Annotated in this window: 21 protein-coding genes; 11 read left to right on the top strand and 10 right to left on the bottom strand. The window is 56.5% G+C overall.

Going from position 1 to position 20812, the window contains the following annotated elements:
- Positions 1-62: 62 nt before the first annotated feature.
- Positions 63-1319, bottom strand: a complete 1257-nt coding sequence (locus HY308_01110) for a TolC family outer membrane protein (GenBank protein ID MBI3896876.1) — start codon at positions 1317-1319, stop codon at positions 63-65.
- 495 nt (positions 1320-1814) lie between these two features.
- Between HY308_01110 and HY308_01105 the strand changes: the two genes are divergently transcribed.
- Positions 1815-2075, top strand: coding sequence for a DUF2934 domain-containing protein (locus HY308_01105; protein ID MBI3896875.1), 261 nt, complete (start codon positions 1815-1817; stop codon positions 2073-2075).
- A 32-nt stretch (positions 2076-2107) separates the two neighbouring features.
- Here HY308_01105 and HY308_01100 read toward each other — a convergent pair whose 3' ends face one another.
- On the bottom strand, positions 2108-2398 hold the full coding sequence (locus HY308_01100; GenBank protein MBI3896874.1) for a hypothetical protein: 291 nt from the start codon (positions 2396-2398) through the stop codon (positions 2108-2110).
- Positions 2399-2986: 588 nt separating this feature from the next.
- On the opposite strand from HY308_01100, the gene HY308_01095 reads away from it, so the two are divergent.
- The 3 genes from HY308_01095 to ampE all read left to right on the top strand — a co-directional run bounded on the left by HY308_01095 (position 2987) and on the right by ampE (position 5104).
- Positions 2987-3451, top strand: a complete 465-nt coding sequence (locus tag HY308_01095) for a YbaK/EbsC family protein (GenBank protein ID MBI3896873.1) — start codon at positions 2987-2989, stop codon at positions 3449-3451.
- Positions 3452-3538: 87 nt separating this feature from the next.
- Positions 3539-4090 (top strand): 1,6-anhydro-N-acetylmuramyl-L-alanine amidase AmpD, encoded by a 552-nt coding sequence (ampD, locus tag HY308_01090; protein ID MBI3896872.1) that lies wholly within the window; start codon positions 3539-3541, stop codon positions 4088-4090.
- An 81-nt stretch (positions 4091-4171) separates the two neighbouring features.
- Positions 4172-5104, top strand: coding sequence for a regulatory signaling modulator protein AmpE (gene ampE / locus HY308_01085; protein ID MBI3896871.1), 933 nt, complete (start codon positions 4172-4174; stop codon positions 5102-5104).
- Between the two features lie 15 nt (positions 5105-5119).
- Here ampE and HY308_01080 read toward each other — a convergent pair whose 3' ends face one another.
- The 3 genes from HY308_01080 to HY308_01070 form a co-directional block, all read right to left on the bottom strand.
- Entirely contained in the window at positions 5120-5677 is a 558-nt protein-coding gene (locus HY308_01080; protein MBI3896870.1) for a cob(I)yrinic acid a,c-diamide adenosyltransferase, read from the bottom strand.
- A 156-nt stretch (positions 5678-5833) separates the two neighbouring features.
- The gene (locus HY308_01075; protein MBI3896869.1) at positions 5834-6433 is read right to left on the bottom strand and encodes a 5-formyltetrahydrofolate cyclo-ligase; all 600 of its coding nucleotides are present in this window, start codon (positions 6431-6433) and stop codon (positions 5834-5836) included.
- The gene (locus HY308_01070; protein ID MBI3896868.1) at positions 6430-8052 is read right to left on the bottom strand and encodes a cyclic peptide export ABC transporter; all 1623 of its coding nucleotides are present in this window, start codon (positions 8050-8052) and stop codon (positions 6430-6432) included. The genes HY308_01075 and HY308_01070 overlap by 4 nt, the downstream gene beginning before the upstream one ends.
- Positions 8053-8142: 90 nt before the next feature.
- Between HY308_01070 and HY308_01065 the strand changes: the two genes are divergently transcribed.
- The 3 genes from HY308_01065 (at position 8143) to HY308_01055 (ending at position 9939) form a co-directional block, all read left to right on the top strand.
- A complete protein-coding gene (locus HY308_01065) occupies positions 8143-8907 on the top strand; it encodes a phytanoyl-CoA dioxygenase family protein (protein ID MBI3896867.1) in 765 nt (254 codons plus the stop codon).
- 128 nt (positions 8908-9035) lie between these two features.
- The gene (locus HY308_01060) at positions 9036-9395 is read left to right on the top strand and encodes a VTT domain-containing protein (protein MBI3896866.1); all 360 of its coding nucleotides are present in this window, start codon (positions 9036-9038) and stop codon (positions 9393-9395) included.
- Between the two features lie 61 nt (positions 9396-9456).
- Positions 9457-9939, top strand: a complete 483-nt coding sequence (locus HY308_01055; protein MBI3896865.1) for a DUF456 domain-containing protein — start codon at positions 9457-9459, stop codon at positions 9937-9939.
- 118 nt (positions 9940-10057) lie between these two features.
- On the opposite strand, the gene HY308_01050 is transcribed toward HY308_01055, so the two are convergent.
- A complete protein-coding gene (locus tag HY308_01050; protein ID MBI3896864.1) occupies positions 10058-11662 on the bottom strand; it encodes an NAD(P)/FAD-dependent oxidoreductase in 1605 nt (534 codons plus the stop codon).
- A gap of 252 nt (positions 11663-11914) precedes the next feature.
- Between HY308_01050 and HY308_01045 the strand changes: the two genes are divergently transcribed.
- Positions 11915-12211: a hypothetical protein gene (locus HY308_01045; GenBank protein MBI3896863.1), complete on the top strand. Its 297-nt coding sequence runs from the start codon at positions 11915-11917 to the stop codon at positions 12209-12211.
- Here HY308_01045 and ygiD read toward each other — a convergent pair.
- From ygiD to HY308_01030, 3 genes are all read right to left on the bottom strand, one after another.
- Positions 12208-12978, bottom strand: coding sequence for a 4,5-DOPA dioxygenase extradiol (gene ygiD, locus HY308_01040; GenBank protein MBI3896862.1), 771 nt, complete (start codon positions 12976-12978; stop codon positions 12208-12210). The genes HY308_01045 and ygiD overlap by 4 nt on opposite strands.
- A gap of 215 nt (positions 12979-13193) precedes the next feature.
- Positions 13194-13595, bottom strand: coding sequence for a DoxX family protein (locus tag HY308_01035; GenBank protein ID MBI3896861.1), 402 nt, complete (start codon positions 13593-13595; stop codon positions 13194-13196).
- 45 nt (positions 13596-13640) lie between these two features.
- On the bottom strand, positions 13641-14519 hold the full coding sequence (locus tag HY308_01030) for an SDR family oxidoreductase (GenBank protein ID MBI3896860.1): 879 nt from the start codon (positions 14517-14519) through the stop codon (positions 13641-13643).
- A gap of 114 nt (positions 14520-14633) precedes the next feature.
- Between HY308_01030 and HY308_01025 the strand changes: the two genes are divergently transcribed.
- The gene (locus HY308_01025; protein ID MBI3896859.1) at positions 14634-15584 is read left to right on the top strand and encodes a LysR family transcriptional regulator; all 951 of its coding nucleotides are present in this window, start codon (positions 14634-14636) and stop codon (positions 15582-15584) included.
- A gap of 85 nt (positions 15585-15669) precedes the next feature.
- Complete coding sequence (locus HY308_01020) at positions 15670-15957, top strand: putative addiction module antidote protein (GenBank protein ID MBI3896858.1); 288 nt, start codon at positions 15670-15672, stop codon at positions 15955-15957.
- A 123-nt stretch (positions 15958-16080) separates the two neighbouring features.
- Here the strand turns inward: HY308_01020 and HY308_01015 are convergent, their stop codons facing one another.
- On the bottom strand, positions 16081-17232 hold the full coding sequence (locus HY308_01015; GenBank protein MBI3896857.1) for a hypothetical protein: 1152 nt from the start codon (positions 17230-17232) through the stop codon (positions 16081-16083).
- 787 nt (positions 17233-18019) lie between these two features.
- Here HY308_01015 and HY308_01010 point away from each other — a divergent pair.
- Positions 18020-19795: a hypothetical protein gene (locus HY308_01010; protein ID MBI3896856.1), complete on the top strand. Its 1776-nt coding sequence runs from the start codon at positions 18020-18022 to the stop codon at positions 19793-19795.
- Positions 19796-20812: the final 1017 nt, after the last annotated feature.

Raw genomic sequence — 20812 nt, 5'->3', positions numbered from 1 at the left:
ACCACGTGGGCAGAACAGCGCTGCCCACTCTACATTGAATTATTTAGAGCGTCCTTAGTGTGTTATCGCAGCCACTTATTGATCGCGCTTAAGTCGTCTTCATTGAGTGTGCCAGCGCTCTGTTTCAACCGCAGGAAAGCGAGTAGGTAGCCATAGCGCGCCTCCGCGTAGTCGCGTTTGGCACGGTATAAATCGCGTGTGGCATCGAGTACATCGATCGTGTGATACAGACCGGCGCGCTGGCCTTCGGTCTTGGCGTTAAGGACGGTTTCGCCGGCACCGACGGCTTGTTTCAGCGCTTCGGACCGGGCTTGCGCGCCCCGAACTTCGCGGAAGGCGGTACGGGCAGAGCGTTCGGCGTTGCGGCGACGGGCTTCGAGCTCTTGCAGGGCAGCATCGTGGCGGAACTCGGCTTCACGGGTGCGGGCGAGGACGATCCCGCCTTGGAATAGCGGCAGATTCAGTTGCAGGCCGATAGATTTACGATCGGTGCGAACGCCGGGACCGGAGATCGATTCGGAGTCGTCGATGCGGCTGGTGCTGCCGACGATATCGATCGTCGGTGCGTGAGCGGCTTCGTTGCGGGCAATATCTTCGCGTGCCACGGTTACTGCTTCGGCAGCGGCACGTACCGTCAGATTCTGCGTGAGCGCCGCTTCGGCCCAACGGTCGACTTCCGGTGGGTCAGGCGTGAGTAGCGGAATGTCGTCGCCGAGCGAGGCAAGCCGGTCGGGAATGCGCCCGATAATTTCCCGCAACGCTTGCTGTCGATCCTCCAACTGGTTGGCGGTTTCTATCTCTTGAGCGATAGCGACCTGCATCCGTGCACGTGCATCTTCCACCTCGGTGAGGCTGGCAACGCCCTCCTGATGTTTGGCGCGCGCGGCATCTAGGCTTTTGGTCAGTGTTTCTTTTTCCGCGGCGGCCAGTGACAACGTATCGTGTGCCAGCAGTATCTGTAGGTAAGCCTCGGCCAGGCGTAGCATCAATTCATGGCGGGCGGCTGTGTGCTCTGCCTCAGCCTGGCGGATTTCTGCGTTGGCTTGGCGTATGCCGGCGAGTGCAGCCGTGTTGAGTAACGGTTGTGTCAGATTCAGAGAGTATTGGCCGCTGCGATAGCCGATGCTTCCAGCCGGCTGCGTGAAGATGGTTTGATCGGTGGTAGTGTCTTCCGAATTTCGACTGCTGGATGCGCGCGCATCCAGCTGCGGCAACAGCGCGGCACGTGCTTCCGGCAATCGTTGCTGCAACGCCTGGTAATTAGCCTCGGCGGCACGAAAGCGTGGGTCACTGGTGAGTGCGGCTTGATATAGCGACAATAAATCTTCCGCGTGTGCAACAGATAAAGCGACCGCGTTTAGCAATATGCCGGTGAGAGCGCTGCGCCAGAAAAATCTGCTTGAGTGGATCGCTTGGGATGGCGCTAGCGTTTTTGGACGTCTGGTTATGAATCGCATAGAAGCTGTATTTCTTATGTCGTACAAAGAAACCGCAATTTAGGGGAGGGTAAGCGGTGCGTCTAGTAAAAGTATTACTTATGGGCGTTACGCTCGTCGGTTGCGCCTTATTTAAGGAATAGGAAGCACTTTTCGTCTTGCCGATGACCCTAACCCGGATCCGACACCGGTAACATCGAATCGGTCCAGACGGATTCGCTACCACATTTTTTGAGGCGCTGATCGCTACATCGTAATCCGTGTTTCCGGGGGTTAGTTTGCGGGTTGAGCCGCGGAGCAAGTTAGCGTGGGATTTCGTCGCGGAACAATTATTGGTGTAAATTAAGCATCGGAGTTTTATCCACAGGGAGTTAACGTATGGCAAAAGTGAAGGGCAATAACCGCAGTAAATCGGCGCCAGCGCCGACAATTCGACCGACCGCCGGTTTGTCGCCGGGTGTTCGACCGGATTTAGAGTCCTCAGTCACCTCTATCGCTACCGAAACACGGCAAAAAATGATCCAAGAGGCCGCCTATTTTCGTGCGGTTGCCCGCGGTTTTCAGGGTGGTGATCCGATCGACGACTGGTTGGCCGCAGAGGCAGAAATCAATCGGACGTTGCCACGACCGTCGAGCTGAGGGTTATGTCCGTCTGCCGGCAAGCCTAACGACTAACTGACGTTCGGCGACGGTCGACGGTAAACGCCGAGGGTGCGAGCCCAATCGGCTAGCATTTGTGCTCGCGCTCTCGGGTTAGTCGCACTGTCGAGCAGCCGTTTCACATCGACTGGAATCGTCAACGATTGCCAGCCGTCGTCAGCGGCGCAATCGACGCGTACCTGCCAGTGTGCTCCCTCGCAAGGTTCTACCTCGAATAGGTAAGCGGGTAAGCCAAGCTGATCTAGCAGCATCCCTGTCGCTTCTTTAGCCTGCGCCAGGTTAAGGGTTGTGAGGTTCACCATGGCGTTCTCCTTTCGTAGATAGTTCCTGGTACGAATGGCACTTAACTTAAGCAAAAGCCGAAGTGCATCAGCCGCCACTCCCTCCTCCTCAGGGGGGTGAGGCGGAGCTTTCGTGAGTGTCCAGTGGACACTCACGCCGCCGAACGGGCGCACGAGATTTTCGTGCGCACTGGGCGGGAACAGCCGGGGTGGGGGTGGGTTTTTTTTCAGTAACGATCACAACCCACCCCCATCCTGTTTCCTGCCCAGGGCGCACGAAAACCAGTGCGCCCGCTCGACGGCGCCGATGCATGTTAAATGCATCGGCGACAACTCCGTCTCGCCCCCCTGAAGGGGAAGGGACCTGCTAATAAGTTCGGGGTCGGTCAGTTTAGTAACATAGTCGAGTTAAGTAAGTGCCATTCTTCCTGGTACCTGTTAGTCGGCTGCTTCTTTTTGTTCAACCGCTGCTGCTCGGTTTAATTCTTGCTGTTCCGGTTGAGAAATGAAGGGCATTGGTCGACGACTTCTCGTCGGGAAGTGGGCTCGTTGGCTTGACCTGTGCTGGTTCGAGGGATAGGTTCGACGGCAGGCATGAGGAGAAAGTCTATGAGTATTGCCAAGACCGTTGTCGATTGCCTGCAGCAAAATCGTATTGCCTATGCTGTTGTTGCCCACCCCCGCACCACTTGCACCCGTAACACCGCCGACTGCACCCATATTCCGGCCGATCGCATGGCCAAAGCCGTGGTGCTGGCGGATGGCGGCGGTTATGTCATGGCCGTCATTCCGGGTAGTCGGCATGTCAGCCTCAAGCGGTTGTCGCGCAAGTTGCGGCGCGAGCTGGCCCTCGTCGGTGAGGAAGGTTTAGCGCCGGTGTTCAAGGATTGTGAGCGTGGCGCGATTCCGCCGCTCGGACCCGCCTACGGGATCGAAACCGTGGTCGATGACAGCCTAGTTGGCCAGCCGGAAATTTATTTCGAAGCCGGCGATCACGAAGAGTTGATCCGCGTGAATGGCGAGCAGTTTGTGGCGCTGTTACGGCAAGCGCGCTACGGGCAGTTCAGTCATTAATCGCGGTCCGCTGCTTTCGAAAACCGTCAAGGCGCGGTAACTGTAATGTGAATATGCTACCTTCCGAAATAGGGAGGTGGCGCGCTTATGAAGATCGATATCACCGCAGGTTTGGTTGAGGGCGTGCGCTTCGTGCCCTCGCCGAACTGCGATGCTCGCCCGAACGGTTGTATTCCCGAAGTGCTGGTCATTCATGCCATCAGCCTGCCGCCGAGCCAATTTGGCGGGCCGGGCATCGAGCAGCTCTTTTGTAACCGATTGGATCCCACCGAGCATCCTTATTACGCCCAGATCAAAGATTTGCAGGTGTCAGCGCATCTACTGATATGTCGGGACGGTAGCGTCGTGCAGTTTGTGCCGTTGCACCTGCGTGCATGGCACGCGGGTCAATCGCAGTGCGAAAGCCGCACGCGCGTGAACGATTTTTCCATCGGTGTCGAACTTGAGGGAAGCGACGATATGCCGTTCGAGGATGCGCAGTATCGGTCGTTGACTGAACTCACACAGGCGCTACGGCGTGCGTATCCGGTTATCACGCCGACGCGCATTTACGGCCACAGCGATATTTCGCCCGGTCGCAAAACCGATCCCGGTCCGCATTTCAATTGGCGGCGCTACCGCGCGTCGTGCGACGGCTGAAGCTTGCTGTCCGCTCACAGCATGGGTAAATTTGGCCGATCGTTTCGTTATAAATCACAACAAGACCACGCTATTTAGCTTATGAGTGAACTATTACTTGCCATTCTGCTGGCCGTGGCACTCGATCGGTACCTGCCGGACCGGCACGGCTTCAAGCCGTTTGCCTGGTACCGCGACTGGGCCGAGTCTATCGAGCAACGTTTCAACGGCGGCAGCCGGGTTCATGGCATCGGTGCCGTGTTGCTGGCGATTCTACCGATTCTTGCCGCCGTCGTGCTCGCGCGTTATGTGCTGAGCCAGATGGGCGCCGTTCTCGGTTTCTTGTTCGATGTGCTTATCCTTTACCTCTGCCTCGACATTTTCCGCCTCGGCAACGATGCGCGCGGTGTCGCCGAGGCTTTGGATGCCAACGACTATCGCGAAGCCGAGGTGCATTACAAGCGGCTTTCCGGCAAGACGGTGCCCGATTTATCGGAGGCGGGGATTGCGCAGGCGACGGTCGAGTCGGTACTGAAGCACGGTAACTCGCTCGTAATTTCGCCGCTCTTTTGGTTTCTCGTGTTCGGACCGGCAGGTGCGGTAGCGCAGCGCTTAGCGCACATCCTCGACAAGCTTTGGGGTCATCGCTACGAACGTTTCGTCGAATTCGGTTGGGCGGCGGCGCGGCTAGACGATTTGCTGCAATGGATACCGGCACGTATTACCGCGTTGTCCTACGCCATCATGGGCAGTTTCGAAGATGCGTTGCATTGCTGGCGCCGACGCATGGGTATCTGGTCCGATATCAATAGCGGCCCACTATTGGCGTCCGGTTTCGGCGCGATGCACATGCAGAACTGCGAGGCTCTGAGCGAAGTGGATGAGTACGAAGAGCGGATCGTAAATTTGAGCGTGGTGCCGAATTCGAGCCATATTCGCGGCGTGGTCGCGCTCGTTTGGCGTGTGTTGCTTTTTTGGTTGGCGATCGGCTTATTGATGACCGGCGCGCATCTCGTCGGCCTGTTCACCCGCTAGTATCCTTCGTCCGTTCTAGCTGTCTTCTTTCTTTAACGGCCGCCAAAGCGTCTCCGGCGTTTTGGCGGCCGCATTTAAATAACGCGCGATCACAAACAGTAAGTCCGATAGCCGATTGAGGTATTGCAGCGCCAGCGGATTTACCGCCTCGGCGCGCGCTAAGGTCATGACGCGTCGCTCGGCGCGGCGGCAGATTGTGCGTGCCAAGTGCGTGAGCGCCGCCGCCCGGTTGCCGCCAGGAAGTACGAACTCTTTTAGCGGCGGCAGCGAGTCGTTCAATCCGTCGAGCGTTTGTTCGATGCGCGTAATCTGTTCTTCATTAATTACCGTTCTCCCCGGAATGCACAGTTCGCCGCCGAGATCGAAAAGCTCGTGCTGGACGACGGTTAACGAGTCGCATACTTCTTTCGGTAAGGTCTCGGTCAGAACGACACCGATGGCGCTGTTGAGCTCATCGACAGTGCCGTACGCTTCGACGCGCGCATGATCTTTCGATACGCGCGCGCCGTCGCCCAGTCCGGTACTGCCGTCGTCGCCGGTGCGGGTATAAATTTTGGAGAGGCGGTATCCCATCGTCTGTTGTCTGTGCGGTGGTTATGGATGGAGAGGTAGAAGCGTTAGCGAACACGGCCAATATAAACGGCGGTGCGTCTGAGGGTCAATTAACGACGCAAGATCGCTGTCGACCACGGTTTTGAGGTCGTGCAGATTGGCATGGATGTTTCTTGTTTAGCGCGCTCTGTGATAACGCGCTAGCTCGGTGACGATACTGTCGACCGGCAAGTCGTACTCGGCCATTGGGATTCGTTCGACGATCTGGCAGGCAAAAGCACCGCTCACGCGCTTTGGTAACGCCGCTCCGCGACGTTGGGCGTTGCCGAACAAGCCATCGTAGTAGCGCGCGCCATAACCTAAGCGATTGCATTGCGTATCGAAACCGAGGCCGGGGACCAGTGCCCAATCGATGGCATCGATGCCGATGGAAAGGTTCAAAACGGGCGTGGGCTCGAGGATGCCCCAGGGGTCGGGTTGGAGCGCCGCCAAATCAGCAACGCGATAGAGTTTCAGTGCGCGTTCCGCTTTGTCGACGCGCGGCAGTACTAGCGTCTTACCCAGTTGCAGAGTGTGTTCGAGAAACGGCCGTGTATTAATTTCTGTGCCGAAGCCGGAATAGGCGAGCACCGTTTGCGCTCGTCGATAGTCGGGGTCTTGTTCGATTAGTTCGAGAATGATGCGCGCCGCTTCGGCGCGCGCATTGGTGCCCATGAAGGCACGCGCCGCCAAGAGTTGTTTGCGCAGACGTTGTTTTTGTTCCGGCAACGACATCACGACACCGCTCCAACCGCAAGCCGCGGCAATTCCACCAATATACCGTGCTCCAACTTCAGCACTCGGTCGGCCACGTGAAAATAACGATCGTCATGGCTAACGACGATGGTTGTCATGCCTTGCGTTTTAAGCTCCGGCAAAATCGCCTCGTAAAAAATTTTTCGGAAGTAGGGATCCTGATCGGCGGCCCACTCGTCGAGTACCATGACCGAACGCTGTTCCATACAAGCAACGACCATCGCCAATCGTTTGCGTTGGCCGGTGGACAACGCTGTCTGGCTGAATTTTCCGTTTTGTACCGATACGGTGTCGTCGAGCTGCAATCGACCCAGTAGTCGCCGAGCTTGCGCATCGCTATCGGGCCCACTTTCCTGCGCCATGACTTGATCGAACAAAAAGAAATCGGTCAGCACCGCTGAGAACATCGCTCGGTATTGTCGGCGGCTAGTGTCGTCGATCGTGATACCGTCGACGTTGACGCGGCCGGAAGTGGGTGCCAGTAGCCCAATCAACAGACGCGTTAGCGTCGATTTACCGGCGCCGTTATGACCGACTAGAAAGATAAGCTCGCCGCGTCGTATCGTCAGATCCAGCGGGCCGAGCGCGAAATCGTCGTTGCCGGGATATCGATAGCTCGCACCGCGCAGTGTCAGCGCTTGCCAGTGGGTGCTAAGCGGCTCGGCAAAATCTTGTTGATTCGGTTCCGGCAAGCCGAGCGACGCGAGTTTTTGCAAGGAGATACGGGCGCTGATGATATGCGGTAGGTGGTTCATCGCCATATTGATCGGCTGACGGATAAACAATAAAACCAACGCAAACGCGGCGCCGAGGGCGGCGTCGCCCCAGTGCCAGTGATAAATCGCCCAAAATACCAGGCCGATCAAACCGAGCGTGATCACCGTCATCATGTGCAGATGCACGACCATATAACGGTCGGCCAGCGTTCGTAGCACCCGCGAGCGTTGCGCCGGGCCGTCCATGACCGAGCGTCGCACCCAATCGCCGCGGCGCTCGTTCAACAGCAACTCTTTGTGGCCGTCGAGTATCTGTCCGTATTGTTGCAGCAGGTTGTCTTCGAGCTCCCGGTCTTGGCGCAGCAGGTGTTGGAAACGGAATGTCAGCACACGTCCGACGGCGATCGTCAGCGCCAACGCGAGGAAGCACAGCAATGCCAAGTGCCAAGATAACCACAGCATGTAGCCGAAGCCGCCAAGCACCAGCGTCATGCTGTACATAAAGAACGGCAGTAGTACGAACCCTTCTTGCAGGCTCAAGACGTCTTTCGTCAGTGCCGCGTAAATCTTGCCCTTGCCGAGTTGGTTGATGTGTTCCAGCTCGGTCTGCAATACCTGCGTCAGCAGGCGGCCGCGCAGCTGGTAAATAATGCGGTAGCTCAATCCCGTCATCATCCACTGCGAAGCGACGCCGAAACCGAACGACGTGCACAACAGCAGTATTAACCACGGGCCATAATCCATGAAATATTGCCCGTGGCTGGCAATGCTTTCGTTGATGAAGTTGATAGTGGCGATATTCGCCAGGGCGCTGCCCATGACCAGGGCAGTACCCGGCAGCACGATCCAGCGGTTATTGCGATAAATCTCTCTTACCAGCGACACACGGTTGTCCTTTTGTATTTATGCCCTACAGTTACTGGGCAAAAACATGAATAATGACGCTACTGTGCATGAGGCGTGGATCTGTTGGCAATGACGATGCTTTCCCCATTACAACTCGAAAAGTTTAATTCCGACGGTTATTTGGTGTTCCGCGGGCGGGTGGCGCCGGCGGCGTGCGCTGAGATGCTGGCCGTTACGTACGAGCAGTTGCGGGCCGGCGTTGCACCGCTGGAATACGAAGCCGACGTCGGCTATGCCGGTGCGCCGGCGTCGCTCGATGCTCTGGGCGGCAAAACCGTGCGGCGCTTGCGCGATGCTTATTATCGGCATACTTGCTTCCGCGCGTGGGCGCGCGAACAGACATTGGTTAGTCAGCTGGCGCAGTTGTTTAATGAAGATGTTTGCCTGTCGTTGGCGCATCACAACTGCATCATGACCAAACATCCCGATTACGGCACTGCTACCGGTTGGCACCGTGATATCCGCTACTGGTCGTTTACTCGACCCGATCTTATTTCGGTGTGGTTAGCATTAGGTGCCGAGACGGTCACGAACGGCGGATTGCAGTTCATTCCCGGCTCGCATCGCATGGCGATTCAGCGCGAGCAACTCGATGAGCTGGATTTTTTGCGGCCGGACGTGCCGAGCAATCAATCGTTATTCGCTCAGGGTAGGGCACTAGAGCTGCAAAAAGGCGATGTGATTTTTTTCCACAGCGGGCTGTTTCATGCAGCCGGCAGAAACTCAACGAACGCGATCAAGACATCGGTCGTGTTCGTTTACCACGGCGTCGGTAATAAACCGGTCGCCGGGACAAAGTCGGCGGCGTCCGACGATATTTTACTCGGACGTTAATCCGGTTGCGGCGTTAAGCCTCTACGCCGCGAGAAGGGTCCCTCATCGTAGAACAAGGGTTACTACTTGGCACAGCAGTTATGGGCTATTTGCCGCGGTAGGCGGCGCGCTATGTTTTCACCGATTTTCTGAAGCAACGTGTTGGCAAGCATCTCAAAAAATTCGACGAAGGCTTCCGCCGTAACGCTTTTCTCTATGTCGTCTTCCTGCGCGTTGTGCCGGTGTTTCCGTTTTGGCTAATCAATTTGGTATCCGCCTTTACCAGTATATCGACCGGCACTTATGTAACGGCGACGGTGGTCGGCATGGTGCCGATCAGTTTCGTGTGGGCGCACTTGGGAGAATCGTTGGCGCACATCGATTCACCGGGCGATGCCTTATCAGGCGGTACGCTGATCGCATTGACGGTGCTCGGCTTGGTCGGTTTGGCGGCAATTCTCGGCAAAAATTTTATGTTCGGTAATCAGGCCAAACGCAAAAGCGCTTAACTTGTTGGCGTCGGCCGGACCTGCATTTCGTTCGTTATCGAATTTGCGGTAGCCTACGGCGATGGAACCGATTCTGCTTTGGATACTCGTAGTCGTTCTGGTCGGCGCCGGCTTGGTCGGATTGGTATTGCCCGGAATTCCCGGCGCGCCGTTGCTGTTCGGCGGCTTGCTCCTCGGTGCCTGGATCGAAGACTTCGTGTACGTCGATGTCGGCACCTTGGTCGTGCTCGGCATCATGGCGGTATTAACGTTCGTGTGCGATATCGCCGGTACGGCGCTCGGCGCTCAACGCTACGGCGCCTCGCGCCGCGCCATCCTCGGCGCCTCTATCGGTGCCTTCATCGGTATCTTCTTCGGCCTGTTCGGAATTTTACTCGGGCCCTTCATCGGCGCCGTCGTCGGCGAGCTTTCGGGCGGGCGCGATCTTCACACCGCGACCCGCGCCGGTTGGGGCGCCACGATCGGTCTGGCTTTGGCGGCGGCGACCAAGTTGGCGCTCGGCTTTGCCATGATCGGCGTTTTCCTGATCGTTCGCTTCGTCTAAGAAGAATTCAATAGGGTGGGCAGTGTTTTTCCGCCCGCGTGTTTCTTAATCTTTCTGATTCCGCGTGGGCAGAAAAACGCTGCCCACCTTACATTTATTATTCAGAACGTTCCTATCGTTAATCGCCGGCGGTAATGCTCAACGCCACGGCTTCCGCCACTTCAATGCCATCCACCGCCGCCGACAAAATTCCGCCGGCATAACCGGCGCCTTCGCCGGCCGGATAAAGTCCGCGCGTGTTCAAGCTCTGATAAGTTTCATTGCGTTTGATGCGAATCGGCGATGACGTGCGCGTCTCGACGCCGGTCAGAACGGCGTCGTGCATGGCGAATCCTTTGATCTGCTTGTCGAATGCCGGCAGCGCCTCGCGGATCGCCGCCACCGCATAGTCGGGGATGCACGTGCTGAGGTCGGTCATGTGTACGCCGGGTTTGTAGGACGGCGACACCGAGCCGAGCGCGGTCGATGGCTTGCCGCTAAGGAAATCACCGACGAGCTGGGCCGGTGCGGCATAAGTTTCGCCGCCGGCAACGAACGCGCGCGCTTCCCAGTGTCGTTGAAACGGAATGCCGGCCAATGGATGGCCCGGGTAATCCGCCGGGGTGATACCAACGACGATACCGGCGTTGGCATTGCGCTCGTTGCGCGAATATTGGCTCATGCCGTTGGTGACGACGCGCCCCGGTTCCGAGGTCGCGGCGACCACGGTGCCACCCGGACACATACAGAAGCTGTAGACCGAGCGGTCGTTACGGCAGTGATGTACCAGCTTGTAATCGGCGGCGCCGAGCAGCGGGTGACCGACGTTCTTGCCGAGTCGCGCGCGATCGATCAGCGACTGCGGATGCTCGATGCGAAAGCCGATGGAGAACGGTTTGGCTTCGACATAGATGCCGCGATCGTACAACATTTGAAAAGTGTCGCGCGCGCTATGACCGACGGCGAGCACCACGTGGTCGGTGACAATGCGCTCGCCGCTCGCGAGCACCACACCGCGCACTTGCTGGTTTTCGACCTCGATGTCGGTCACACGGCTTTGAAAGCGGATTTCTCCGCCGAGCGCTTCGATCGTCGCCCGCATGTTCTCCACCATCGATACCAACCGGAAGGTGCCGATGTGCGGTTTGCTGACGTAGAGAATTTCCGGAGGTGCACCGGCTTTGACGAACTCGGTGATGACTTTGCGACCGTAGTGCCGCGGATCTTTGATCTGGCTGTGCAGCTTGCCGTCGGAAAACGTGCCGGCACCGCCTTCGCCGAACTGCACATTCGATTCAGGATCGAGCACCGACTTGCGCCACAGTCCCCAGGTGTCCTGGGTGCGCTCGCGTACCGCCTTGCCGCGCTCGAGGATGATCGGCCGGAACCCCATCTGCGCTAACAGCAGTCCGGCAAACAATCCGCACGGGCCAAGGCCAATGACGACCGGCCGGGTACGTAGCGCGGTCGGTGCGTGGGTGACGAACTTGTAGCTGACATCTGGTGCCGGCACGACATGCCGGTCGCCTTGTAAACGCTGGCGCAGCACCGCTTCATTTTTAACGTCGACGTCGAGCGTATAAATAAAAAGAATGGCCGATGGCTTACGCGCATCGACGCCGCGGCGGAATATCGAATAGCCGAGCAGATCGTCAGCATCGATCCCCAAGCGGTTCACGATCGCCGCTTTCAGCGCGCTATCGGAGTGGTCGAGCGGGAGTTTGACTTCGGTTAATCGCAGCATGCGCTCGTCATAAGAAGGCTTGTCGTTGTCGACTCGCCGCTCCAGGAGTGGCCGGTGGCGAGAGCTCGCTATTCTAAATGCCTCGGCAACCCGTTGCCCACTCGGTATTTTATGGCAGGGCAGTAGACGACCGCGGTCGGCGCCACGACCGCCGCCATGGAAACACGCACCCGCGTGACTATGCTTAGAGGCGTTTAGTCGTTCCTGAAGGACTAGACACCGACCCTCCGAATAATGACTTGTGAGTGCAACGTGAAAATGTACAGAAAGCCGCGCGATTTGCGCCAGCAATACGAATCGGTTGAATACGCCTTCGGTGTGATTTGCCCGCTGCTCGGGGCGCTGTCGGTGCTCGATAATCTGGGGTTGTTGCGCTGGGCCTGGTTGTTTTTCCTGTGGCTGTCGTGCGGTCACTATCTGCTGTATTTCTACGACGTCTACCCGCTGCTGCGGTACCGGCCGTTTGCCAAGGGGCTGTTTGTATTCGGCATTGGCATGATGTGGCCGGTTTGGTACGTGTTACGGATACACAAACGCCGGTTTACTTAACTAAGGTCGCCAACGGCCACGGTCAACATACTGATCGAGGCCAAATCGATACCGTCGACCGGAAACGATACCGCGTCGTCCGGCTGTTGCGTACCGATCACGTAGAGCAGGGGCAGGTAATGCTCCGGCGTCGGCACGGCCAATAGCGCCTCGCGATCCAGTTGTGTGTAGTCCACCAGTGGCGCATGGTCGCGCTGTAAAAGCCGGTCTTTGACGGCATCGTTGAAGCGAATTGCCCAGTCGTAGTCCACGCCGCCGTCGAACTGCATCATCGACAAGTTATGCACGACGTCACCGCTGCCGACGATCAAGATACCTTCGTCGCGTAACGGCGCTAATCGTTGGCCGAGCTCGTAGTGAAATGCCGGCGGTTGCGTGCGGACGATACTGAGCTGCACGATCGGCACGTCGGCCGCGGGAAAGAGGTGCGTCAGCACGCTCCAGCTTCCGTGATCCAGCCCCCACGATTGATCTGCCGGCACGTTTAACGGTTGCAGCAGCTCGCGCATGCGCGTCGCTATCGCTGGACTACCGGGTGCGGGGTACTGAAAGTCAAATAACGCTTGGGGGAATCCGTAAAAGTCGTGAATCGTACGCGGCGTCTGCATCGCCGTGACAGCGGTACTGCGCGTGTACCAATGCGCGGAGACGACGACAACCGCCTGCGGCCGTGGCAACGACTGACCGAGGCGACGCCACGCTTGCGTGTAGCGATTGTCGTCGAGCGTATTCATCGGGCTACCATGACCGAAAAACACCGCCGGCATTCGTTGGGCTTGTATCATCGTCGCCGCTCGTTCCGCTGGTATTCTGAGTGGTTAACTTACTGAAAGATTCATCAGCCGCCTATTCCGGCGTCTCCCTCTCCCCTTGCGGGAGAGGGAACAAGGGAGAGGGGAAATTATAGCCCCCTCTCTCCTGTCCTCTCTCCCGCAAGGGGAGAGAGGAACCCTTCGATAAGATTGTATCTTCATTCCTCGCTCTACTTGGCAGCGCTCGGCACCAACGACCACTTGCCATCGCCTAGCAACGCCAGCGTAGCCGCGGCAATCGCCAAGAACACCGGATACTCCCAGCCGCCGTTGGCGTTGGTGAACAACCAGCCATTGCCCCAATGCACCGTCACCGCGCCGATCAATACCGGCAACAGTGCCAGCGCCACCCAGCGACTGTAAACGCCGAGAATCAACAGCGCGCCGCCGATCAACTCGGCCGGGAACACGATATACGCGAGCGCACCCGGTAGGCCGACCGAGGCGAAGAACTGCGCGGTCCCTGGCAGCGTGAACACCAGATACTTGAGCAACGCGTGAGCGATGAACATGACGCCGAGGCTGACGCGCAGGACTAAGGTGCCATAGTTGGCGGTGCGTGAATCGATCATGGGAATCTCCTGTGATTGCATTAGTGTTGTTGTCGATAAGGGTTGTTAGGCCGCCGTCACCGCTTCCGCAGCGAACGTCCGCTTGAGAAAGCTCGTCACGTCTTCCGGCGACTTGCCGGTGATCTCGCGTACGGTCGTCGACGTCGGTGCGAATCGGCCTTCGGCGATCGCCAGATGAATGCCGGTGATCGCGACCGCGAGGAACTCCGGCAGCCCGGCGCCCTTGAGACCGGCGAGATAGGCCGCTCGGTCGGACGAGACGTAAGTAATTTTCTTACCGAGCTGGCGCGACAGCGTCGCCGCGATTTCGTGAAACGACACCGCGGTCTCACCGTCAAGCTCGAGCGTCTTGCCGACGTATTTATCCGACGACAACACCACCGCCGTCGCGCGAGCGAGATCGGCGCGGGTAATGAACGACGCCTTGCCATCGCCCGCCGGTACTTCGAAGCGGCCGCTGTCGGCGGCGTTGCCGATAAACATCGGCAAGAGATCGGCGTAACTGCCGTTACGCAGGATCGTATAGCCGACGCCGGCGCGCGCGAGGTACGCCTCGGTGTCGTGATGGATCGCCGCGAAGGTAAACGGCGACGTTGGATCGTGATCGACGAAGCTGGTGTAGACGATATGGCCGACACCGGCTTCTTTCGCGGCGTCGATCGCATTGCGCTGTTGCGGAATCCGAATCTCGTTCGGCGCCTCGCCAGAGATGATGAGCACGCGCTCGGCGTCGCTGAACGCGCGCACCATCGAGCCCTTGTCGCTGAAGTCCGCTTGCCGCACGTCGATACCATCGCCCACATACGCCGCCGCTTTGCTGCGGTCGCGCACGCTGACGGCGAACGACTTCGCTGGCAGAGTTTTTTTCAGCTCTGCGACCACTGCTTTACCCAGACTGCCGTTACCGCCGGTGATTACGATCATGTTCTTACCCTCCAGTTAATGAATGACTGGAGCAAAGCTTGATACAACACCAGTGTTTGATAAACATGCCTATATGAAATACATTATTTACTATTAGTTGATAATAGGTGCCTTATGGATACGCTGCTCAGCATGAAAGTTTTCCGCCAGGTCGTTGACGCCGGCAGCTTTGTCACCGCCGCCACACGCCTGCAGCTGTCGCCGGCAATGGTCAGCAAGCACGTCGTGCATCTGGAAAATTACCTGCACGCGCGCCTGCTCAATCGCACGACCCGCAAGCTCAGCCTCACCGAAAGCGGCCGTGCCTACTACGACCAGTGCGTGCGTGTGCTTAACGATTTGGAAGAGGCCGAACAGGCCATCGGCGCGGCGAGCGTCACCCCGCGCGGCGCGTTACGTGTGACGTCGCTGATATCGATCGGTGCCGCGCGCTTAGCGCCGATGATTTCCGAATACACCGCCAAGCACCCGCAGGTGACGGTTGATCTTCAGTTGAACGATCGCATCGTCGATATCGTCGAGGAGGGTTATGACCTCGCGATCCGAGCCGCCGCCGAGTTCAAATCGTCAACCTTGGTCGCACGCCAGATCGCCCTCGCGCAATTCGTCATCTGCGCCGCACCGATTTATCTCAAGCGCTACGGTCACCCAAAGGCGCTGGCCGATCTCAAGAACCACAACTGTCTTATCTTCGCCTATTCGCCGGACCGGGAAGAGTGGGTCGTCAATGACAGCGGCGAACGCCAGGCGGTAACGGTGTCGGGAAATTTCGTCAGCAACAACGGCGACGCGCTGCGCACGGCGGCGGTGGCGGGGAGCGGCATTGTCAACTTACCGACCGACATCATTGGCGACGATCTAGAGGCCGGGCGGTTGCTGCCGTTGTTTCCGGAATTGAAAGGCCAGGAGTTTGGTATTTACGCGGTGTATCCCAGCCGGCGTCATCTGTCGGCGAAGGTTCGGACGTTCGTCGATTTTCTGGCGGAGAAATTTGCGCGGCCGTTTTGGAGCGGTGCAAACACATCTACGCCTTCGGTAAAGGCGAAAGCCAAAAAGCGCTTGTAGTAAAAACATCCGCTACTAGAACAGATGTAGCCTACAGGCTACAATTGGCAGGAGTACAGGAGGTCGTTATGAAAAAAAGCGTCAAATTCAAAACCGCGGATTATCTGCGGATTATCTGAAGACCAAGAAGGATGTGGTCGCTTACCTGAATGCCGCGTTGGAAGATGGCGAACCTGGGGTGTTGCTCGAAGCGCTGCGTAACGTTGCCCAAACCCAGGGCGGCATGGGCGCGCTTGCAAAAGCCGCAGGTGTGAGCCGTGAATCTCTCTATCGCACGCTTTCACGCCGTGGCAATCCCAAGATCGAAACGGTCATGGAGTTGATGCGTGCTCTCGGTCTCAAATTCACGGTCGAGCCGCGCAAGGCAGCGTGATGAATGACAGCCGGTCAAGTCGCATCGTGTTTATTCCCGCGGCCTTACAAATATTCGTTAGCTCTCTCTAGAGCACGTTAACGCTACCGGCGCAGGGAACCTCCGTGCGCCGGTTTTTATTTGTCAGCGTCGGTGGCACAACCTTTTGTCTTGTCCGTGTAGGTATAGCCTGGGCTCGATCTGCCATAGCGCCGCACGCTCGGTGGGTTCCCCGGGCGAAAGGATGCCGACGATTTGCCCGCGATCGTTGATGGACATGGCCTCGCTCGAGACATCGCTGAACGTGAAGAAATCACTATACGAAGTCCACAACGTCGCCCGCGGCTCGATAAAATTTTCCCGTTGCGCGTAAATCGCGCCGACAATGTCGCCCCATGCATTGATGTCATGGGCGATATTGGCGACGTCGAACGTCGATTGACTCTCGTACGGTTGCAATGGAACGACGCCGGTGGTCGCGGACCAATAGAATCCGGAACGTTGCGGCAAAAGCAGCAGATCGGTTGCGCTGTTGCCGATCACTTCGGCGTTATCGTTGATCGACTCGGCGATCCCGAAGCGACCACCGAGGCTACCCAAAATTTGTACGGGTTGTCCGGGTGCCCAAAGCGCGCCGGCCTGTAGACCATTGAACTCCTCGATCTGCTTGGTGCCAACCAATTGATCGTGATTGTTCAACGCGGCCGCGCCGCTGTGAAATTGCGGTTCATCCAGCGCTTGCATGCCGGTCTCGGGTGTCCAGAGAAACGGTCTTAGGCTGTTTTCAATGAAATCGCCGGCCATGCCCGAGACATGTCCAAGATCGTTAATGCCGGTGGGATACGCCCAGGAACTCGACGTCGACGGATCCAGCGTTCCGAGATCCAGCGTTTGACCATCACGAATGAGCAGCGCGCGGGTCGGCAGGTTTGGGTCGGCTGGGACAGCGGGAGCGTAAAGATTCACCGCACCGACAATGTCGCCGCAGTTGTTGAGCCCAGTCGCGGTAAACTCGCCGATATCTTGAAATCCGCCTCGACGGGTCCATGTGAACGAGCGCGTCATGCCATTCGGTCCGCCATAAGTGCCGACCACGAGCGAATGGTTGTTAATGCTGACGGCTTTGGTGCGTTCGCCATTCGGCGCTTGAATCATTTGCGGGGGTGATACGGTGACGGCGTACGCGTTCGGCGGCCCTCCCCAAACCGCTTGGGTGGCGATGATGCTAGCGAATAGAAGGGTGAGTGCGGTCTTGCGTGAAATGATTTTTTTGCAGAAGGCGTGAGTCGGGTCCATGACGTTGCTCCTCCGATAACTATTGTTGAGTAACGGGGAATAACAACCACACCATCCTATACCTGTACGCCAGTTATGGACTACATCGTCCGTCAGCTACAGCGGCCGTGATGCTACGGGCTGAGATCAGAGGGGGTTACTCAGAGAATGACGTTTCTGCTAAAAACAGCTAAAAAAAGGATCGGGGACGAACGGCTGTTACTTAAACTATGTTCCTAAATTCACCCACCCCCGAACTTATTAGTAGGTTCCTGCCCCTTCAGGGGGAAGGACAGGATGGGGGTGGGTTGTAGTCGCTACTGCAAAAAACCCACCCCCACCCCGGCTGTTCTCGCCCGGTGCGCACGAAAATCACGTGCGTCCGTTCGGCGGATGCGTTTCGGTTTTTGCTTTAAGTAAGTGCCATGATTGACTCCTCCCCCTTCAGGGGGGAGGTTGGGAGGGGGGTGGGTTTTATGGCAGCGATAACCGAGTAAAAAACCCACCCCCACCCCAGCCCTCCCCCTGAGGGGGAGGGAGCTAGAGCGTGCCGCGGCTTAAGTAAGTGCCATTCAACCCGGTTCCTTTAATTTATCGCTGTAGTCATTGGCATATAACGACCCACTTGGTAATAATCGCTTTCGAGAAGAAATAGAGTTAGCGCTGGGTAGACGGATTGGCGAGAGCAAGCGAGGTCGCCCGCTTCGGCGGAGAGAAGTTGCTCAATTTAAATCACTCCGATCCCGTTAATTTCAGTTAGCGAATCTAAATAATATTTAGTCAGAATTTGTAGGCAGGGGAGGGGAACATGCGATCGTCCAGCAAATTTATTTCATTTCTTTTTGGGACCATCTTCGGGCTGAGTATTTTGCTTTTTTCCGGTTGCGGCTCGGGCTCCGGCGGTACTGACGGCACCGATAACACGGAGCATCAAAGTGATTCGATTCCGGTGACTCGCTCCTTAAATCTTAAATCGATGGCGTTCGATAATAATAATCTCGGCGTATTTCAGTCTTCGAATTATTACCCTGGAATCAGGACGACCAATGGCCATCAGCTGTATCTTCAGCAGTTTCCCACTCACAACATAGTTCGGGTCAATGCATTTGATTGGGCCGTCGTGCTATCAGACGCTTGCGTGCCGAATTCCGACTATTCGAATTGCATCACCCAATTCAGGAATGGGTTAGAAACATCAAGAACCTATTTGAATCAACTTGTCCGATTCAATACGACGAAAATACTGATGGTCGATATTTTTCGCACGCCCACCTGGTTAAGCAGTCACCCTGATGCAACCCCTGCTTGTGGCGGAGGTAAACTCGGACAAAGCTATAGACCAAAAAATTACGCGGTGTGGCAGCAGCTTCTGCAGGTGACCGCGACTTTCTTCAAAGATTTCGAAATCGTTCCCAATGGAACGCAAATCTATTACCAATTCTGGAACGAACCCGATCTTGATTGCAATTGGCAGGAAGGCACGAACGAGTTATTGGAGCTCTATTCGCAAACGATGCCCTATTTAAAAACCGCCCATCCAAGTGCAAAAGTTGGTGGTGCTGGAATTGAAGCATGGGCAGGCGTGGTTGCAAAAGACAGGCAGACAAAAACTCAGAACTTGAATTTTGATCTCATTCAATATGCGAGAGCGAACAGTCTGCCGCTGGAGTTCGTGAGCTTTCATTACTTTTCCACCAGCTACAAAGACGAATTCCTAGATGGCATCGCTCAATATCGATCGTTTCAGCGGAATCTCGGCATTCTCGAGTCGCAGATGCCGATCATTCTCAGTGAATGGTTGCCGCAATCTGAAAGCCCGAGCGGCTTCAATCCATTTCTTGCGGCGGATGCGGGAAATCTTTTCTTGGCAATGCACGAGGCCAAGTTATGGGGGCAGGGTGGTGTGCCGTGGCAGGACTACGGACCTAAACCTACGGATGAGTGGGGCTTGATTACGAACAATCCTGGCGGTATGGGTTCGAATGCCGATGCGACACCAAAACCGATCTTCTATGTTTATAAGTTTTTCGATGAAATTAGTCGTGCCAGCCGTGGAATCAACTACTGGACGGAAACCATCGAGTTGGATATTCCAAGCTCAACGTTGCAACCAAAATTCAAGATCGGCGAAAGAAAGTTCCTCTTTTCCATGACGGCGTCGGATCGTTGTTACCGGTTCGGCTCTTGGAACCGTCTCGGGTCCCCGGAGCAAGCGTCCATTGCTTTCTTGCTTGGCGAAGGCATCACGGTTGCCGAATTAACGTCTGCCTACGGTGCCGACCCCGCTACGTTTATGAACAATTTGGTGGCAGCGATTAAGGCCGGGGAGCCGTTCGCGGAAAAGTGGCGATCTGCCTTTCAGAATGCAAACGCGGTTTATTTCGCCGTTGATGATCTAGGAAAAAATAAGGAATACGGCTACCGCCTGACGTTTTCTGATTTTGCTGTCGTTGCTTCAGCCAACGGTAAATCCGTTGGCCGGGACGGCGTCTTTATTCAAGATAAACCGTTGACCATTAATTCAAACGAAATAAGTTTTTCGTTGCGACCAGAAGAGGTCTTGTTCTCTGATATTTGTTTTTAGTTTGTGACTTGATCGCGGTAGTAGGGAAAATAAAGGGGACGCTATGGACCGGCCCCGTTCTCACGGACAGTTATACAACCGTGGTCTGTCTCTGAGATTTCCCCGCATTTCACAAACGAGTGCCGGTTCGCTGCGGGCGTTCTTGATGCAACGAATTCTGCTCTCGGCAGCACCGCGGTAACGAAGCTGCACATAAAAACCCGGGCGCTGTTGTTCAGCGGCTGATGTTCAGTCCCTTTCCGTCACTTTTTCCCGATCACCTCTTCTTCGTCGCCCTTGCTGCTCTCACTGATTTAACGCCGGCTACTTCCAATAGCTCAAAGGATCGTGGTTTTGCTCGCGAGTCTTTTAAGCCAGTTTTCGCTCGTGTCCTTACGATGTGCTTCCCGGCGGTTGCTGAACTTTTATGCGCCCTTATTGCTTCGACCCTCTTTACATACTTGCTGGGAATGGGTCCTTCAACGACGACTTCAGAGGACGATCGCGCAAAATTAGTACCGGTGTTCCCCAGCCCCGCTCGTTTCGCGGTATCACCAAAACTGAAATCTGCCGCGGGTGTTGTCTGCGGCAGATCTATCGTCGCGATTCGCGGAGGGTTGTCGCCTTTGACGGCCCACTTAAGCGCTTTTCTTTTACTGGTTGTCATAGAAATAAATCTTGATCCGCCACCGCCTTGAACATGTTCCGCCAGAGTTCTCGCGCGTTTCCTTGGATCGGCTCCTTTAATGCCTGCTCTCATCGGGCTGCTGTCCCGCTCGCTCAATGCGCGATACACGCGGACCGAGTCCTTTGGGGCGCGGGCAATCGCCGGCGATTCGTAGGCATCGGAGTCATCCGACTCGTCGTGATGTGGCCAGGTAGTACCGCGTGAAAATTCGGACCCGGTCGAGAAGGGACTTGTATCACTAACAAAGGTTCTCTTCGACGCGGTGCTCGGTTCGGCTCTCGGTCTCTTCTTCGGAGGCATGATCGGTTCCCTAAATAGATTGCTGAGCGATAAGGATCAGAGTGATTAAA

The organism is Gammaproteobacteria bacterium, from assembly GCA_016199745.1.
GTDB lineage: Bacteria > Pseudomonadota > Gammaproteobacteria > Acidiferrobacterales > Sulfurifustaceae > JACQFZ01.
Note: the sequence above shows the minus strand (reverse complement) of the source record. Positions and strands in the feature narration are given on the sequence as shown.

What these genes read in the sequence shown, in the direction of transcription:
- HY308_01105 (MBI3896875.1), top strand. Translation starts at nt 1,815, where the DNA reads ATGGCAAAAGTGAAGGGCAATAACCGCAGTAAATCGGCGCCAGCGCCG.
- HY308_01100 (MBI3896874.1), bottom strand. Translation starts at nt 2,398, where the DNA reads ATGGTGAACCTCACAACCCTTAACCTGGCGCAGGCTAAAGAAGCGACA.
- HY308_01095 (MBI3896873.1), top strand. Translation starts at nt 2,987, where the DNA reads ATGAGTATTGCCAAGACCGTTGTCGATTGCCTGCAGCAAAATCGTATT.
- ampD (MBI3896872.1), top strand. Translation starts at nt 3,539, where the DNA reads ATGAAGATCGATATCACCGCAGGTTTGGTTGAGGGCGTGCGCTTCGTG.
- ampE (MBI3896871.1), top strand. Translation starts at nt 4,172, where the DNA reads ATGAGTGAACTATTACTTGCCATTCTGCTGGCCGTGGCACTCGATCGG.
- HY308_01080 (MBI3896870.1), bottom strand. Translation starts at nt 5,677, where the DNA reads ATGGGATACCGCCTCTCCAAAATTTATACCCGCACCGGCGACGACGGC.
- HY308_01065 (MBI3896867.1), top strand. Translation starts at nt 8,143, where the DNA reads ATGACGATGCTTTCCCCATTACAACTCGAAAAGTTTAATTCCGACGGT.
- HY308_01055 (MBI3896865.1), top strand. Translation starts at nt 9,457, where the DNA reads ATGGAACCGATTCTGCTTTGGATACTCGTAGTCGTTCTGGTCGGCGCC.
- HY308_01050 (MBI3896864.1), bottom strand. Translation starts at nt 11,662, where the DNA reads ATGCTGCGATTAACCGAAGTCAAACTCCCGCTCGACCACTCCGATAGC.
- ygiD (MBI3896862.1), bottom strand. Translation starts at nt 12,978, where the DNA reads ATGCCGGCGGTGTTTTTCGGTCATGGTAGCCCGATGAATACGCTCGAC.
- HY308_01035 (MBI3896861.1), bottom strand. Translation starts at nt 13,595, where the DNA reads ATGATCGATTCACGCACCGCCAACTATGGCACCTTAGTCCTGCGCGTC.
- HY308_01030 (MBI3896860.1), bottom strand. Translation starts at nt 14,519, where the DNA reads ATGATCGTAATCACCGGCGGTAACGGCAGTCTGGGTAAAGCAGTGGTC.
- HY308_01025 (MBI3896859.1), top strand. Translation starts at nt 14,634, where the DNA reads ATGGATACGCTGCTCAGCATGAAAGTTTTCCGCCAGGTCGTTGACGCC.
- HY308_01015 (MBI3896857.1), bottom strand. Translation starts at nt 17,232, where the DNA reads ATGGACCCGACTCACGCCTTCTGCAAAAAAATCATTTCACGCAAGACC.
- HY308_01010 (MBI3896856.1), top strand. Translation starts at nt 18,020, where the DNA reads ATGCGATCGTCCAGCAAATTTATTTCATTTCTTTTTGGGACCATCTTC.